The organism is Agromyces kandeliae (assembly GCF_009674665.1).
Classification (GTDB): Bacteria; Actinomycetota; Actinomycetes; order Actinomycetales; family Microbacteriaceae; genus Agromyces; species Agromyces kandeliae.
Genome location: NZ_WKJD01000021.1, coordinates 377,456 through 392,764 on the forward strand (window position 1 = coordinate 377,456; position 15,309 = coordinate 392,764).

Annotated in this window: 18 protein-coding genes and 1 tRNA gene; 8 read left to right on the forward strand and 11 right to left on the reverse strand. The window is 72.5% G+C overall.

What is annotated here, in order from left to right; translation table 11 throughout:
• Positions 1 to 3 precede the first annotated feature (3 nt).
• From GJR97_RS17505 to GJR97_RS17520, 4 genes are all read right to left on the reverse strand, one after another.
• The gene (locus tag GJR97_RS17505; RefSeq protein ID WP_154348008.1) at positions 4 to 495 is read right to left on the reverse strand and encodes a MerR family transcriptional regulator; all 492 of its coding nucleotides are present in this window, start codon (positions 493 to 495) and stop codon (positions 4 to 6) included.
• The gene (locus GJR97_RS17510) at positions 495 to 968 is read right to left on the reverse strand and encodes a hypothetical protein (RefSeq protein ID WP_195760758.1); all 474 of its coding nucleotides are present in this window, start codon (positions 966 to 968) and stop codon (positions 495 to 497) included. The genes GJR97_RS17505 and GJR97_RS17510 overlap by 1 nt, the downstream gene beginning before the upstream one ends.
• A gap of 88 nt (positions 969 to 1,056) precedes the next feature.
• Positions 1,057 to 1,686 (reverse strand): aminoacyl-tRNA hydrolase, encoded by a 630-nt coding sequence (gene pth, locus GJR97_RS17515; protein WP_407643611.1) that lies wholly within the window; start codon positions 1,684 to 1,686, stop codon positions 1,057 to 1,059.
• A 106-nt stretch (positions 1,687 to 1,792) separates the two neighbouring features.
• On the reverse strand, positions 1,793 to 2,428 hold the full coding sequence (locus GJR97_RS17520; RefSeq protein ID WP_154348009.1) for a 50S ribosomal protein L25/general stress protein Ctc: 636 nt from the start codon (positions 2,426 to 2,428) through the stop codon (positions 1,793 to 1,795).
• A 238-nt stretch (positions 2,429 to 2,666) separates the two neighbouring features.
• Between GJR97_RS17520 and GJR97_RS17525 the strand changes: the two genes are divergently transcribed.
• On the forward strand, positions 2,667 to 3,506 hold the full coding sequence (locus GJR97_RS17525; RefSeq protein ID WP_324613661.1) for a UbiA family prenyltransferase: 840 nt from the start codon (positions 2,667 to 2,669) through the stop codon (positions 3,504 to 3,506).
• Between the two features lies 1 nt (position 3,507).
• Here the strand turns inward: GJR97_RS17525 and GJR97_RS17530 are convergent, their stop codons facing one another.
• The gene (locus GJR97_RS17530; RefSeq protein WP_154348011.1) at positions 3,508 to 4,242 is read right to left on the reverse strand and encodes a hemerythrin domain-containing protein; all 735 of its coding nucleotides are present in this window, start codon (positions 4,240 to 4,242) and stop codon (positions 3,508 to 3,510) included.
• Positions 4,243 to 4,399: 157 nt separating this feature from the next.
• On the opposite strand from GJR97_RS17530, the gene GJR97_RS17535 reads away from it, so the two are divergent.
• A complete protein-coding gene (locus tag GJR97_RS17535) occupies positions 4,400 to 4,960 on the forward strand; it encodes an SRPBCC family protein (protein ID WP_195760759.1) in 561 nt (186 codons plus the stop codon).
• A gap of 64 nt (positions 4,961 to 5,024) precedes the next feature.
• On the opposite strand, the gene GJR97_RS17540 is transcribed toward GJR97_RS17535, so the two are convergent.
• Positions 5,025 to 6,167 carry an FAD-dependent oxidoreductase gene (locus GJR97_RS17540; protein ID WP_324613662.1) on the reverse strand — a complete coding sequence of 381 codons (1,143 nt, stop codon included), beginning with the start codon at positions 6,165 to 6,167 and terminating at the stop codon, positions 5,025 to 5,027.
• A 171-nt stretch (positions 6,168 to 6,338) separates the two neighbouring features.
• Between GJR97_RS17540 and GJR97_RS17545 the strand changes: the two genes are divergently transcribed.
• The 5 genes from GJR97_RS17545 to GJR97_RS17565 all read left to right on the forward strand — a co-directional run bounded on the left by GJR97_RS17545 (position 6,339) and on the right by GJR97_RS17565 (position 9,774).
• Positions 6,339 to 7,058, forward strand: a complete 720-nt coding sequence (locus tag GJR97_RS17545; RefSeq protein ID WP_154348013.1) for a FadR/GntR family transcriptional regulator — start codon at positions 6,339 to 6,341, stop codon at positions 7,056 to 7,058.
• Positions 7,059 to 7,217: 159 nt separating this feature from the next.
• Positions 7,218 to 8,687, forward strand: a complete 1,470-nt coding sequence (gndA, locus tag GJR97_RS17550; protein WP_154348014.1) for an NADP-dependent phosphogluconate dehydrogenase — start codon at positions 7,218 to 7,220, stop codon at positions 8,685 to 8,687.
• Positions 8,688 to 8,732: 45 nt separating this feature from the next.
• Positions 8,733 to 9,089, forward strand: a complete 357-nt coding sequence (locus tag GJR97_RS18625; protein WP_324613663.1) for a DUF202 domain-containing protein — start codon at positions 8,733 to 8,735, stop codon at positions 9,087 to 9,089.
• On the forward strand, positions 9,086 to 9,415 hold the full coding sequence (locus tag GJR97_RS17560) for a DUF202 domain-containing protein (protein WP_154348016.1): 330 nt from the start codon (positions 9,086 to 9,088) through the stop codon (positions 9,413 to 9,415). The genes GJR97_RS18625 and GJR97_RS17560 overlap by 4 nt, the downstream gene beginning before the upstream one ends.
• Complete coding sequence (locus GJR97_RS17565) at positions 9,370 to 9,774, forward strand: hypothetical protein (RefSeq protein ID WP_154348017.1); 405 nt, start codon at positions 9,370 to 9,372, stop codon at positions 9,772 to 9,774. Before GJR97_RS17560 ends, GJR97_RS17565 begins: the two co-directional genes overlap by 46 nt.
• Here GJR97_RS17565 and GJR97_RS17570 read toward each other — a convergent pair.
• The 5 genes from GJR97_RS17570 to GJR97_RS17590 all read right to left on the reverse strand — a co-directional run bounded on the left by GJR97_RS17570 (position 9,771) and on the right by GJR97_RS17590 (position 14,710).
• Complete coding sequence (locus GJR97_RS17570) at positions 9,771 to 11,501, reverse strand: long-chain-fatty-acid--CoA ligase (RefSeq protein WP_154348018.1); 1,731 nt, start codon at positions 11,499 to 11,501, stop codon at positions 9,771 to 9,773. The two genes, GJR97_RS17565 and GJR97_RS17570, sit on opposite strands and share 4 nt — an antisense overlap.
• Positions 11,501 to 12,478: a ribose-phosphate diphosphokinase gene (locus GJR97_RS17575; protein WP_154348019.1), complete on the reverse strand. Its 978-nt coding sequence runs from the start codon at positions 12,476 to 12,478 to the stop codon at positions 11,501 to 11,503. The genes GJR97_RS17570 and GJR97_RS17575 overlap by 1 nt, the downstream gene beginning before the upstream one ends.
• Positions 12,479 to 12,511: 33 nt before the next feature.
• Positions 12,512 to 13,972 (reverse strand): bifunctional UDP-N-acetylglucosamine diphosphorylase/glucosamine-1-phosphate N-acetyltransferase GlmU, encoded by a 1,461-nt coding sequence (gene glmU, locus GJR97_RS17580; protein WP_154348020.1) that lies wholly within the window; start codon positions 13,970 to 13,972, stop codon positions 12,512 to 12,514.
• 1 nt (position 13,973) lies between these two features.
• Positions 13,974 to 14,045 (reverse strand) — tRNA-Gln (locus GJR97_RS17585).
• Positions 14,046 to 14,200: 155 nt separating this feature from the next.
• A complete protein-coding gene (locus GJR97_RS17590; RefSeq protein WP_195760760.1) occupies positions 14,201 to 14,710 on the reverse strand; it encodes a flavodoxin domain-containing protein in 510 nt (169 codons plus the stop codon).
• A 93-nt stretch (positions 14,711 to 14,803) separates the two neighbouring features.
• On the opposite strand from GJR97_RS17590, the gene GJR97_RS17595 reads away from it, so the two are divergent.
• Positions 14,804 to 15,304 (forward strand): MarR family winged helix-turn-helix transcriptional regulator, encoded by a 501-nt coding sequence (locus GJR97_RS17595; protein WP_154348022.1) that lies wholly within the window; start codon positions 14,804 to 14,806, stop codon positions 15,302 to 15,304.
• Positions 15,305 to 15,309: the final 5 nt, after the last annotated feature.

Consider the following 15,309-nt stretch of genomic DNA (forward strand, 5'->3'; position numbering starts at 1 on the left):
AGCTCATCCGCTCGTCCACCCGCCCGTCGCCGGGTTCGGTCCGCCCCCGCGCGCCGACGGCGCCCGCTCCGCGTCCGTGCCGTCGTCCGCCGTCGAAGGCACGTCGCCGGTTCCGTCGCGGGGCGCGCCGAGTGCATCGATGACGGGGCACGCGCCCGGTGCGGGCGGCTGCTCGGCGATCCCGGCGAGAGCGGTCCGCACGCGCTGCAGGTCGGCGATCCGGCGGTCGAGGTCGTCGATCCTCGCGGCGACGAGCCCGGGCACCTCGGGCGGTCTCCCGAGGTCCGCGAGCTCGAGGAATCCGCCGATGTCGGCGAGGGTGAAGCCGAGCGCCTTGGCCCGACCGATGAAGCGGAGTCGCGCCGCGGTCGAGGTCGCGTAGCGCCGGTACCCGGCGCTGGAGCGTTCGGGTTCCTCGATGAGCCCACGTCGCTCGTAGAAGCGGAGCGTGCTGACCGGCACGCCGGCGGCGGCCGCGAGTTCGGACGTGTGCATCACCGCAGTGCCCGGAACACGCCGATCCCCTGCAGGACGCCCCACAGCACCTCGAACGCCAGGAACATCACGATCACGGGGCTCGCCCCGCCGACCAGCGCTGTCACCATCCACGCAGAGAAGGCTACGCGTCCCCCGGTGTCGATCGCGATGAGCGATGCGACGGGATGGAGGATGCGCGCGAGGGCCCACATCGTGACCGCGGTCCCCATCATCGCCGTGAACATCAGCTCGAGCGGCCCGAACACGGGCGTCGGGCTGCCGGGAAGGCCGAGTGCCGCGTGCGCGGCACGTTGGAGCTCGAGGACGACCGCCGCGGTCCACGGGGTCGCGAAGCCGACGGTCACGATGAGGTCGTAGATCGCCCCGGCGCGACCGAGGGGCACGGGTTCCTCCCATCGGCGCGAGGCGGGCGGGATCGACGTGGCCGGGTCGGAGACGAGGCTGGATGAGGGCGCGATGCGAACGGTCATGCCGTCATGCTCGACCCTGCACCACGGTGCGGGGTCAAGTCGACGAGCGTGCGTTCCGTGCGGCGTCGCCCGCGGACCCGAGGCCGCCTCAGGCCGGCGAGTGGAACTGCTGCTGCGCCGCCACGAGACCGTGCTCGACGATGGCCTCGACCGCGTCCGCGGCATCCGACAGCAGGTTCGGAAGCGCCGCGCGCTCGGCCCCGGCGAAGTCGCGCAGCACGTAGTCCGCGGCATCCATGCGACCCGGCGGACGACCGATGCCGACGCGCACGCGCGTGAAGTCGGGCGACCCCGCGGCCTTCTGGATGTCGCGCAACCCGTTGTGGCCGCCGTGGCCGCCGCCGCGCTTCAGGCGCACGGTGTCGAACGGGATGTCGAGCTCGTCGTGCACCACGACGAGTCGGTCGGCGCCGAGCGAATAGAACTTCAGCAGCGCCGAGACGGGCCCTCCGGAGGTGTTCATGTAGCTGTTCGGCTTGGCGAGCACGAGCTTGGGCCGGCCGGGGCCGAGGAACCCCTCGGCGACCCGCGAGGGCGTCTTGTGGTTCTTGAACGTCGCGCCGATGCGCGAGGCGAGCTCGTCGGCGACCATCTGGCCGACGTTGTGCCGGTTGCCGGCGTACTGCGCGCCGGGATTGCCGAGGCCGACCACGAGCCAGGTGTTGTCGGACACGGGGTCGTCCTTCCGGCGATGCAGGAGGCGGTCGATGAGGTTCACGGATGCCTCCGGGCTGGTGTCAGGGGAACGGCGGAGGGCCCGCGGCCCCGCGATCCGAGCGTACCCGGATGCGGCGACGCGGACCCTCGCGACGAAGCGGGACCGATTACTCGGCCGACTCGCCCTCGGCGGACTCCTCGGCGGCCTCGGCCTCGACGGCCTCCACGCCCTCGGCGGCCTCGGGCTCCTCGCCGAGGTCGACCTTCTGCGGCACGTGCACGTTCACGACGAGCACATCGGTGTCGGTGATGAGCGATGCGCCCTTGGGCAGCTCGACGTCCTTCGCGAGCAGCTGGGTGCCCTCCTCGAGGCCCTCGACGCTCACGACGACGTTCTCGGGGATGTGGGTCGCCTCGACCTCGAGCAGCAGGGTGTGCGCGTCGAGGTCGGCGATGGTGCCGGAGACCGGCTCGCCCTCGACGTGCACGGGGACCTCGACCTGGACCTTCTCGCCGCGCTTGATGACGATGAGGTCGATGTGCTCGATGATCTGGTGCACCGGGTCCTTCTGCACGTCCTTGACGAGCGCGAGCTGGCTCGTGCCCTCGATCTGGAGGTCGAGCACGGCGTTCGCCTTGCGGATGAGCAGCGCGGTCTGGTGGCCCGGCAGGGTCACGTGCTTCGGCTCGCTGCCGTGACCGTAGATCACGGCGGGGATCTTGTGCGCGGCGCGGATCTTGCGGGCAGCGCCCTTGCCGAACGACTCGCGCAGTTCGGCGACGACCTTGTTGTCTTCGTCCATGGTGGTGGCTCCTTGCGGGCTCGCGGCCCAGAGTGGGTTTCTGTCGTGTCAACTCGAACGCCCGGGGCTGCGCGCGCAGCCAGCGTGAGGAACAGCCGTGAGTCTGGTTCCACCGCGTCGATAACGGATGCCGCGCCGGGACGAACCCGGCTCCGGCGGCATCCCTCGCCGAAGTTCAATGGGTCAGTCTACCGGATGCCGCGATCGGATCCGACCCGCATGTGAGACCATCGTGCGGGTGAGCACACCGGGGGCACTGTGGCGGTCCTCGCACCCCGGGCCGACATCGATCGTCACCGCCCTCGCGTCGGCGCTCGGGTGGTCGGCGGGCCTCGACCCTGCTCGCATCGTCCTGCTCGCACTCGCGGTGCTCGCAGGCCAGCTGTCCGTCGGGATCTCCAACGACGCGATCGATGCGCCGCGAGACCGCGTCGCATCGCGACGGGACAAGCCGATCGCCCGCGGCGAGGTGACCCTCGCGGTCGCCTGGGGCGCGGCCCTGGCCTCGCTCGCGGCGGCCCTGGTGCTGTCGGCACTGCTCGGTCGGGGGATGCTCGCCGCGCACGCACTCGCCCTCGGGTCGGCATGGGCGTACAACGCCGGGCTCAAGTCGACGCCGGCCTCGATCGTGCCGTTCCTCGTCAGCTTCGGGATCTTCCCGAGCCTCGCGACCCTCTCGGCACCGCAGCCGGCCGTCGCCCCGGGGTGGACCTGGGTCGCCGGCGCTGCGCTCGGGGCGGCGGTCCACCTGACGAACGTGCTCCCCGACCTGGACCAGGACGCCGCGACGGGAGTTCGGGGACTCCCCCACCGACTCGGACCGAGGGTGTCGGCGGCCGTCGCCGCCTGCGCGGTGGTCGCCGGTGCGGTGGTCGTGCTGATCGGATCGGCCGGCGAGGTGTCCGAGGCGTCCGCGATCTCGTGGGTGTTCTTCGCGGGCGTCGTCGCGGTCGCGGTGGCGACCCTCGTCGCGGCGCTCGTGCGTCCCCCGTCGCGCGCGCTCTTCCGCCTCGTGATGCTGGCCGCACTGCTCCTGGCCGCGCAGCTCGTCGCGGGCGGCCGGGTGCTCGCGGGGTGACTCAGAACATCGACGGCACGGGCCGGTCGGGATAGAGCTCCCGCATCGCGCTGGCGTACCTCCGCTTCAGCAGCAGGAGGTACAGCAGCCGGATCGGCGCGGGGACGTTCGCGTGGTACCACGCGTCGCGCTCCCCCTCGGGGACACTGGCCAGGAGGAGGCCGAGTTGCAGCGACATCACGTCCCTCGGGAACTCCTTGCGGCGCGCCATGAGCGTGGCGCGCGTGTGCGCCTCCAGCTCGTCCCACTCCTTCTGGGACATCACCGCACCGGCGACCGGGAGGATGTCGTCCTCCTCCCGCCCCAGGTGCACGAGGAGCGTGTCCCGGAGGAACTCGATGTCCCCGGCGAACGCGTCACGGCGCCCGGCGTCGGCGGTCTCGACCCACGGGGCGAGCTGGGGTTCGATGCGCGTGAGCTGCGACGCGACCTCCGCGTGCTGGGCGCGCATGAGCTCCACGTGCGCGGCACAGCCGGGATCGCGCGCGGCCAGGCGATCCCAGAGCACGGTGTCCTCGGTGTGGTGGTGGAGGTGGAGCGCGAAGAAGTCGAGCTTCGCGTAGATCCCGACGACTTCGGCGCGCTCGACATCGCCGGCGCGGACGTCGCGGACCAGCAGCGGGAGTTCCCGGTACAGCCAGCGGAAGATGCGGTGGACGAGGATCATGCCCGACGTGTCGCAGCCCGCGACCTGGCCGTCGGGCAGGGAACCGGACGACGGCAGCTTCTCGGCCATCTTCACCCCGATCTCGCCACGGGAGCTGCGGGTGGATGCCGCATCCGGCGGCGAACACCCGGATTCTACACCCGGGCGCACTCCGCCCGCGGGGCCGGGCGATGCGCGAGGATCGGACGATTGCGGTCGCCGGGAACCGCGAAATACACTCACGTCCGTGGAGGGCGACGCTTCCGCGGGTGAGGTTCCGACCGACGGACGTCGGCGCGGGCCCGCGTCGACGTTGCGTCGCTGGGAGCGTCACGTCGTCGTGCACGCGACGGTGCACCATCCGGTCGAGGCCGTGTTCCCCTACCTGGCCGACCCGATGCGATGGCACGAGTTCGCTCCGGCCGTCGCATACCGACGGCAGATCGACGACGGCCCCATCCGCGTCGGCACGCGCTGGATGTCGACGGACCGGATCGGCCCGTTCCGGGCCCACTTCATCGACACGCTCGACGAGCTGGAGGAGAACCGGCGCGTGGTCTGGCTCTCCTCCGCACCGTGGAACGCGCGTGTGGAGTACGCGTGCCGTCGATCCGGAGCGATGACGCTCGTCGAGGCGGACTACTTCGGCGACCTGGCCGGCGCCCTGCGCTGGCAGGCCGGCTGGCTCCCGAGGTGGGCCACGCACCTGATCCTCGCCCAGGACTTCCGCCGGCTCGATCGCGTGCTCACGCGCAGGGCGCGTGCGGCACGGCGGTGGCGGCAGCACCACGAGGCCCCGACGAGGTGATCGGCCGGGGATCCGAGGCGGGCCCGACGCGTCGGCCCCGGCCCTCGCGCGCGGCGCCGCCGGATCATGCGTCGCGGTCGAACCCCATCGCGTAGGCGTGGGCGAAGACGCGCCCGAGCGGAGGTGCGAGCCCACGCCGCAGGCCGGCGCGTCGCGCGGCGTCGCCGGGAGGCGGCAGGGGGCGACCGAGCGCGGTGTTCATGCCCGCCAGCCGGGCGGCGACGTGCGCCGAGCCGACGCGTCGGCGCTCCCACCGGGCGAGGGCGGACCGCGGCTCGTCTCGCGACGCGACCCACCGCGCGAGCAGGGGCGCGAGGGTGATGACGTCCAGGATGCCGAGGTTCATCCCCTGCCCGCCGATGGGGCTGACCTCGTGCGCCGCATCCCCGACGACGAACACGCGGCCGCGTCGCATCGACGGCGTGACGAACCGGCGCACGCCGAACGCGGCGGCTTCGGTGATCGCCTGTGCCGCGTCGGCCTCGCCCCGCACGGCGAGCGCGTCGCGCAGGCGCGCGGCGCGGGCCGGGGCCGACGCCTCGGCATCCGGCGAGTCCCAGGCGACGAATCGGCGCCGGCCATGGGGCAGGGGGAAGGACTCGAGCACGCCGGTGCGATGCAGGTGCACGACCGCGACCTCGGCGTCGGCACGCTCGCCCACCTCGGCATCGGCCATGAGGTAGCGGTCGGCGTAGTCGTGCACGACCGCCCGCTCGGGCCGGAAGACGAGCCGTCGCCCCGATGCCCCCGAGGCCACCACGACGATGCGGGTGGGCCTCTCGACGACATCGCCGGCGATCGCGACGCGCACGACGACGTGGTCCTGCCGCGGCAGGACGGCGAGCACCGTCGCACCGCGGACCGGCGAGGGGCCGCCCACCGCCAGCGCCGCCTCGGTGCGGTGCTGGGGCTGCGTCGCCACGAACGGGAACCGCACGGCGAGGCGGTCGAACCGCACCACGCCGAGCACCGCCCCGGCCGCGCGGGCCTCGCCCCGGGAGACCCGCACCGCGCCGTCGAGCAGGCGTTCCGCCACCCCGGATGCCTCGAGCGCGGCGAGCACGGGCGGGTGCACGCCGACCGCCCTGCTGCCCTGCCCGATGACCTCGCGCCGTTCGAGCACCTCGACGTCGAGCCCGCGTCGGGCGAGCTCGGCGGCGAGCAGGACGCCCACCGGACCCGCGCCCACGATGATCACGTCACGCACGACCGCCCCCAGCGACCGCGAGCGAGCCGACGCCGGCGCGTCGACGGGCGGCCGCCCGTCGGTGACGGCGGGTGCCGATGCCGGGCGTCCTCCTCGCGGACAGGGTCCACGATATCCACCTCGGGCACCGTGGACCGACGCCCTGCGGCACCCCGCCGATATGCTCGCCGCATGGGTTCCCGCCTGCACGACCTGGCCGTCGAGCACCTCGGCTCGCGGATCGTGTCGGGCGATCTCGAACCGGGTTCGGTCCTGCGCACCGAGGTGCTCGAGGCCGAATTGCGGGTGTCCCGGTCGGTCGTGCGCGAGGCCGTCCGCGTGGCGCAGTCGCTGGGGCTCGTCGAGTCGGTGCGTCGCATCGGGATCCGCGTTCGCCCGATGGCGTCATGGAACCTCTTCGATCCGTCGGTGATCCGGTGGCGACTCGAATCCGAGCGGAAGGGTGCCCAGCTTCGGTCGCTCACCGAGTTGCGCACGGCGGTCGAGCCGGTGGCGGCCGAGCTCGCGGCCCGGTTCGCCCCGCCCGAGCAGGGGGCCGAACTCATGGGCATCGCGGCGGCGATGCGCGCGGCCGGGCGTGCGGGCGAGCCGGACGCCTTCCTCGCGCACGACATCGAGTTCCACCGGGCGGTGCTCCGTGCCTCCGGCAACGAGATGTTCGCCGCGCTCGGCGACGCCGTCGGCGAGGTGCTGCACGGGCGCACGTCGAGCGGCCTCATGCCGGCGCATCCGAGCGAGGAGGCGATGCAGTGGCACGTCGACGTCGCCGATGCGATCCTCGCCGGGCGGGCGGGTGCCGCGCGCGAGGCCATGCTGCGGGTGCTGGGCCGCACGGCCGACGACGTGGAGCGCACCTGGCGCGACATCCCGAGGTCCCTGCCGGCTCCCTGAGACCGTTTCGGCGTCCAGCGTCCGCACCGAACGTGTCACATCGCGCCATCCGTTTTAAATCATACTTATTCGATGACATACTGATTGGCGTCTGATTCTTCGGTGGCACCGCCCTGCTAGCGTGGTGCCGGAACCCCCACTCACGCAGGAGCCATGAGCATGCCCGAGAGCACCACCACCGCCAGCGCGAACATCGGAGTCGTCGGCCTCGCCGTCATGGGCTCGAACCTGGCCCGCAACCTCGCGAGCCGCGAGGGCAACACCGTCGCGGTGTTCAACCGCTCCCCCGAGCGCACGCACACGCTGACGAGCGAGCACCCCGAGGCCGGCTTCGTCGCCTCCGAGAGCTACGACGACTTCGTGGCATCCCTCGCCACGCCCCGCACCGCGATCATCATGGTGCAGGCCGGCCGCGGCACCGACGCGGTGATCTCCGAACTCGTGTCGCGCTTCGAGCCGGGCGACATCATCGTCGACGGCGGCAACGCGAACTTCCACGACACGATCCGCCGCGAGGCCGAGATCAAGCCGACCGGCATCCACTTCGTCGGCGCCGGCATCTCCGGCGGCGAGGAGGGCGCCCTGCACGGCCCGTCGATCATGCCCGGCGGATCGGCCGAGTCGTACGAGACGCTCGGTCCGATCCTCGCCTCGATCGCCGCGGTCGCCGAGGGCGAGCCCTGCGTGACCCACATCGGCACCGACGGCGCCGGCCACTTCGTCAAGATGGTGCACAACGGCATCGAGTACGCCGACATGCAGCTCATCGCCGAGGCCTACGACCTCATCCGCCGCGGCACGGGCAAGAGCCCCGCCGAGATCGCCGACGTCTTCGCCGAGTGGAACACCGGCGACCTCGAGAGCTACCTCATCGAGATCACCGCGGAGGTCCTCCGGCAGACGGATGCCTCGACCGGCGAGCCGCTCGTCGACGTCATCCTCGACGAGGCCGGCGCCAAGGGCACCGGCGCGTGGACCGTCCAGAACGCCCTCGACCTCGGCGTCCCGGTCTCCGGGATCGCCGAGGCCGTGTTCGCCCGCTCGCTGAGCTCGAAGCGCGCCCAGCGCGAGGCCGCAGCCGACCTCCCCGGACCCGACGCGGAGTGGTCGGTCGCCCCGGAGGACGCCGACGGGTTCGTCGAGGACGTCCGCAAGGCGCTCTACGCGTCGAAGATCATCGCCTACTCGCAGGGCTTCGACGAGATCATCGCCGGCGCCGAGCAGTACGGCTGGAACGTGCACAAGGGCGAGGTCGCGAAGATCTGGCGCGCGGGCTGCATCATCCGCGCCCGCTTCCTCAACCGCATCGCCGACGCGTACGCCGAGGACCCGAGCCTCGTCGCACTCGCCGTCGCACCGTACTTCCGCGACGCGATCGCGAGCGGCCAGTCGTCGTGGCGCCGCGTCGTCGCGACCGCCGCGCAGGCCGGCATCCCGACGCCCGCGTTCTCCTCGTCGCTCGCCTACTACGACGGCCTGCGCGCCGACCGCCTCCCCGCTGCGCTGGTCCAGGGCCAGCGCGACTTCTTCGGCGCGCACACCTACAAGCGCGTCGACGTGCCGGGCGTGTTCCACACGCTCTGGTCGGGCGACCGCAGCGAGATCGAGACGACCCCCTCCTCGCACTGACCGATACTGGACGAACGGATCCCACGCGAGGCAAGGAGGCGCGCAGTGCGCGAACCATCGTGGCGCCGCGACGGCGAGCACCCGGACTACCGGTTCACGCTCGCCAACGAGCGCACCTTCCTCGCGTGGATCCGCACCGCGCTCGCGCTGCTCGCGGGCGCGGTGCTCCTCGACCAGTTCGCCACCGCCCTCGAGCCGCGCGTGGCGGTGCTGGTCCTCGCGGTCGTGCTCGCGATCGCGGCCGCGATCCTCAGCGTCGGCGCGTACACGCGCTGGCGTGCCAACGAGATCGCGATGCGACGGAACGGACCGCTGCCGTTCAGCTGGGTGCTGCCGCTGATCTCCGCGATCGGCCTGCTCGCGGCCGCGGTGCTCGCGGCCCTGTTCGTGGTGACGTCATGACGGACGCCGTCGCGCGCGATCCGGGCCTGCAGCCCGAGCGGACCGCGCTCGCCTGGACGCGCACCTCGTTCGCCGTCGCCCTGAACGCACTCCTCGTCCTCCGCGAGGGGCTGATCAGCGACAAGACCTGGCTCGTCGCGGCATCCGTGGTCCTCCTGGCGGGCGCGGTCGCGATCCTCGTCGTCGGCTGGCATCGCCGACGGACGCTCGCCGCCGCGGCGAAGCCGCTGCCGCTGCCCCTGCCCATGGCCTGGACCGTGCTCGGCGCCACCCTGCTCGCGTGCGGCGCGGCGACCTGGTCCATGCTCGCGAGCTCGCCATGGTGAACGTCGGGCCCACGGGCGGGTGGGAGGAATCCGGCGGCCTCGACGACGGACCGGTCGTCGGAGCCCGCCGGAGGCGCGTCATCCGCATCGCGGTGGTCCTCGCGCTCGGCGCGATGGTGCTGCCGGTCGTGCTGTCGGCGTTCGGCGTCGCCCGCTCGGCTGCCGCGAACGCCTGCGCGGTGTACGTCGCCGACCTCAGCCGACTCGACGACTCGCGCGTCGAGTTCGACCTCTTCGCGCGCGGCGGACCCGGATGGCTGTGCATCGCGGTCGCGCCTTCCGGGTCGAGCACGGTGCTCGGCAACCTCGGCCCGATGCCCGCCTTCCCGAAGCCCGCGACGCCTGGCCGCGACGCCTAGTCGATCGCCGTCCGGCCCGGCTCGCCCGATCCGCCCTGCAGCTGCTCGCGAACCTGGCGTCGGATCACCTTCCCGATGAGCGAGCGCGGCAGGTCGTCGACCGCGACGACCCGGCGCGGCACCTTGTAGGGCGTCAACCGGTCGCGCACCGCGGTGCGGATGCCCTCGGCATCGAGGTCGGCACCCGGCCGCAGCACCACCGCGGCCACGACCTCCTCGCCCGAGCGTTCGTCGGGCAGGCCCACGACGGCGCAGTCCGCGACGTCGGGGTGCTGGCGGATCGCCTCCTCCACCTCGCTCGGCGCGACGTTGAACCCGCCCGTGATGATGAGCTCCTTGATGCGGTCGACGATGCGGACGAACCCGTCATCGTCGATGGTGACGATGTCGCCGGTGCGGAACCACGGGGCGCCGCCGGCCGGGTCGTCGACGAAGACCGCGGCGGTCTCCTCCGGCTTGTGCCAGTACCCGGAGAACACCTGTGGTCCCCGCACGACGAGCTCACCGCGCTCACCGTGCCGCACGTCCTGCATGGGCGCGTCCGGGTCGACCACCCGGCACTCGGTGTCGGGCAGCGGCAGCCCCACCGTCCCCGCCTTGCGGGTCGGCGCGACCGGGTTCGCCATGAGCACGGGCGAGCACTCGGAGAGCCCGTAGCCCTCGACGAGGTAGCCGCCGGTCTTCTCCTCCCACGGCTCGACGACCGATGCCGACAGCGGCATGGCCCCCGAGATCGCGATGCTGATCCCCTCGAGCGAGACGCCCTGCTCCGCGGCGGCCGCGGTGAGGCGCTCGTAGATCGGCGGAACGGCCGGCAGGAACGTGGGCGGATGCTTCTTCACGACCTTGAGCACGAGGTCGGGGTCGAACCGCGGGAACAGCACGAGCCGCGATCCCATGCTCATCGCGAACGTGAGGCACAGCGTGAGGCCGTAGGCGTGGAACATCGGCAGCACCGCGTACACGACCGACGTGCCGCGCTCGATGTCGGGCACCCAGGCGCGCGCCTGCGCGGCGTTCGCGAGCAGGTTCGCGTGCGTGAGCGTGGCGCCCTTCGGGCTGCCCGTGGTGCCGCTCGTGTACTGGATGAGCGCGACATCGCCCACGCGCGGCGCGTGGATGTGGGGTGCGATCCGATCGGACGCCACCAGCTCGCGCCACGGCACGGCGCCCTGCACGCTCGTGGTGAGCGCGGCGCGCGCCTCGCGGGCCCTCGCGATCGGCAGCCGCAGCGCGGCACGGGTCGTGAACGGCATCGCGCGCGTGAGGTCGACCGACACGATGTGGCGCATCGCGAGGTCGTCGGGGAAGTCCTGGATCGTCGCGACGACCTTGTCCCACGCGATCACGACGCGTGCGCCGTGGTCCTCGAACTGGTGTCGCAGCTCCCGCGGCGTGTACAGCGGGTTGTGCTCGACGACGATCGCCCCGAGCCGCAGCACGGCGTAGAACGCCACGATGTGCTGCGGGCAGTTCGGCAGCACGATCGCGACCGGGTCGCCCGCCTGCACGCCGAGGCGTCGCAGCCCCTCGGCCGCCCGGTCCACCTGCTCGCCGAGTTCGGCATAGGTCGTGACGCGGCCGAAGAACTCCAGCGCGGGACGACCGGGGTACTGCTCGACCGTGTGGTGGATCAGGTCGACGAGCGAACCCTCGGGCGCGGGCAGCGAGTGCGGGACGCCCGGGGCGTAGCTCGCGAGCCAGGGCTTCGCCGCGGCATCCGCCATCAGGCCGCCCCGTCGAACATGCTCGTCACCGACCCGTCCTCGAAGACCTCGTGGATGGCGCGCGCCAGCAGCGGTGCGATGGGCAGGACCGTGAGGCGGTCCCACCGCTTCTCCTCGGGCAGGGGCAGCGTGTCGGTGACGACGACGCGGTCGATGAAGTCGGACTGCAGGATCTCGGTCGCCGGGTTCGAGAACACGGCGTGCGTGGCAGCCACGACCACGCCGGTCGCGCCGTTGGCCTTGAGCGCCTCGGCGGCCTTCACGATCGTGCGGCCGGTGTCGATGAGGTCGTCGACGAGCAGGCAGACGCGCCCGTCGACCTCGCCGACGATCTCGTGCACGGACACCTGGTTCGGCACCAGCGGGTCGCGGCGCTTGTGGATGATCGCGAGCGGCACGCCGAGCTTGTCGGACCAGATGTCGGCGACGCGGACCCGCCCCATGTCGGGCGAGACGACCGTCAGGGTCTCGGGGTCGAGCGAGTTCTTGAACTCCTCGAGGAGCACCGGCATCGCGAAGAGGTGGTCGACGGGACCGTCGAAGAAGCCCTGGATCTGGGCGGCGTGCAGGTCGACCGACATGATGCGGTCGGCACCGGCCGCCTTGTAGAGGTCGGCCACCAGGCGCGCCGAGATCGGTTCGCGGCCGCGGCCCTTCTTGTCCTGGCGGGCGTAGGGGTAGAACGGCGAGACGACCGTGATGCGCTTGGCGGACGCGCGCTTCAGCGCGTCGACCATGATGAGCTGCTCCATGAGCCACTCGTTGATCGGCGCCGCGTGCGACTGGATGACGAACGCGTCGGAGCCGCGCACGCTCTCGTCGTAACGCGCGTAGAGCTCGCCGTTGGCGAACGTGCGGGCGTCGGTCGGGACCAGCTCGCTGCCGAGCTCGGCGGCGATGTGCTTCGCGAGCGCCGGATGCGCGCGCCCCGACACGAGGACGAGCCGTTTCGATCCGGTGGTCTCGATTCCCGACATGGTCACTGTCCTTCCCACCGGCCAGGCCGGGTCCTATTCAGGGTTGCGCTCATCGTTCTCGTCGGTCTCGCCCGCGCCGTGCGCGGCCTCGGCCGCCTGTGCGGCCGCGGTCCCCGCACGGTGCTGCCGGACCCATCCGTCGATGTTGCGTTGCGGGGCGACGTTCACGCCGAGCGCACCGGCCGGCACGTCCTTGCGGACGACCGTGCCTGCCCCCGTGTACGCCCCGTCCCCAATCGTAACGGGCGCGACGAAGACGCCGTGCGAGCCGGTGCGCACGTGGGATCCGATGGTCGTGCGGTGCTTCTCGACGCCGTCGTAGTTCGCCGTGATCGACCCGGCGCCGACGTTCGAGCCCTCGCCGATCTCGGTGTCGCCGATGTAGGAGAGGTGCGGCACCTTGCTCCCCGCGCCGATGTGCGCGTTCTTCGTCTCCACGAACGTGCCGATCTTGCCGTCGGCGTCGAGCACGGTGCCGGGACGCAGGTAGGCGAACGGCCCGACCGAGGCGCCGGCGCCGATCACGGCGAGCGTGACATCCGCCCGCTTCACCTCGGCCCCCGCGCCGACCTCGCAGTCCACGAGGGTCGTGTCGGGCCCGACCACCGCGCCCGTCGCGATCGCGGTCGCGCCCTTGAGCTGGGTGCCCGGGCGGATGGTGACGTCGGGCTCGATGCGCACGGCGAGGTCGATCCAGGTCGTCGCCGGGTCCTCGATGGTCACGCCGTTCAGCTGCCAGCCGCGCACGATGAGCGCGTTCAGCCGCGCCGCGGTCTCGGAGAGCTGCGCCCGGTCGTTGACGCCCGCGACGAGCCACGCCTCCGAGACCGGTCGCGCCTTCACCTCGGAGCCCGCCGCGCGGAGCAGCGCGATGATGTCGGTGAGGTACTTCTCGCCCTGCGCGTTCTCGGTCGTGAGGTTCGCGAGCTGGTCGCGCAGCGCGCCCGCGCCGAACGCGTACACGCCGGCGTTGACCTCGTCGATCGCGAGCTCGTCGTCGGTGGCGTCCTTCTGCTCGACGATGCGGTCGAACGCGCCCTCGGGGCCGCGGACGATGCGCCCGTACCCGGACGGGTCGTCGTACCGCGCGGACAGGACGGATGCCGCGAGCCCGTCGGCGCGGTGCCGTTCGAGCATCTCGGCGAGGGTCGAGGCGTTGAGGAGCGGCACGTCGCCGTTCAGCACGAGCACGTCGCCGTCGAAGTCGTCGGGCAGGGCGGCGATCGCCTGTTCGACGGCGCGGCCCGTGCCGGCGATCTCGTCCTGGTCGACGATGACCGCCTCGGGCAGTTCCGCCTGGATCGCGCCGGCGACGAGGTCGCGCTCGTGGCGCACGACCGCGACCACGTGCCTCGCATCGAGGGCGCGGGCCGTGGCGAGCACGTGCGCGATGATCGGCGCACCCGCGAGCGGATGCAGGATCTTCGGCGTGGCCGACTTCATGCGGGTGCCCTGGCCCGCGGCGAGCACGATGATCGCGAGGTTCTCGTCCATGCTCCGCCACCAGGATTCGAACCTGGTCCTCACAGCTCCAAAGGCTGTCGTGCTGCCGTTACACCATGGCGGACCGCGCACGGAGCCGCCCCCGGGCGGCCCTCGGGCGCGGTGTCAAGTCTGCCATGCGACGTGCGCCCGGCGATGCGCGGCCGGCGCGCCGCCGACCGCTCGGCGGAGTCGCGGGTGCCGGCTCAGGCGGCGTCCGGTCGTCGGTGCGGAGGACGCTCAGGTCGTCAGCGCCTCGGCGATCCGGCCCGCCCATGCGCGGATCTCGTCCCAGTCCCTGAGGTCCTGGTAGTCCTCCGGGGTGTTCTGGAGCATCGCGCGTTCGACGAAGTTCCCGGGGTCCTGCGGCACGCGGCCGCCGAACACCACGTGCTCGCGGACGCCGAGCGCCTCGGCCTGCTCGATGACCTTGCGCGGCTCGAGCCACTTGTCGTCGTCGGGCGGCGCATCGGGCTTCGGCTCTCCGATCGGGCCGGAGCTGAAGACCCAGAACGGCATCGTCGCGAGCCGCTCGCGTTCATGCGAGAGGAAGTGCCGAGCCTCGCGGCGCCAGCGGCCGGCGTAGGTCGCACTGCCGAGCACGACGGCGTCGAAGCCGTCGGCGGTCGCGCCCCCGGCCTCCGCCGCCTCGGCGGCGTGGCCCCGTGCGCGGAGTTCGCCGGCGATCGCCTCGGCGATCTCGGCGGTGGACTGGTGCTTGGTCGCGTAGGCGACGAGGACGCGTGCCATGTCTTCCACCATGCGACCGCGGGCGCGCGCGCCCGGGACCTTGGGCCCGCGGGCGTCGACGAGCCGGCGAGTCCGCGGTGGGATACTGGCGGCATGACGACCGGGGACCAGGACGAGGTGGACCGGATCGTCGACGACTGGGAGCGCGAGCGCCCCGACCTCGACTTCGCGCCGCTGCAGGTGTTCTCACGGGTCGGGCGGCTCGCGAAGCTCCTCGATCGTGCCAGGAAGCAGGCGTTCGAGCGTTCCGAGCTCGAATCGTGGGAGTTCGACGTGCTCTCGGCGCTCCGCCGCGCGGGCGCGCCGTTCCGCCTGCCGCCGAAGGCGCTGCTCGCGCAGACGCTGGTCTCGAGCGGCACCATGACGAACCGCATCGACCGGCTCGTCGCCCGCGGGCTCGTGACCCGGCAGACCGACCCGCACGACGGCCGCGGGATCCTCGTCGAGATGACCCCCGCGGGCGTGACCCGGGTCGACGCGGCGATCACGCGCCTCGTCGACGCCGAGGCCGAGCTGCTCGCGGGCCTGCCGCCCGCCGAGCAGCGGCGCCTGGCCGCGCTCCTCCGGAAGCTGTCGCTCGGCTTCGTGTCCTAGCCGAT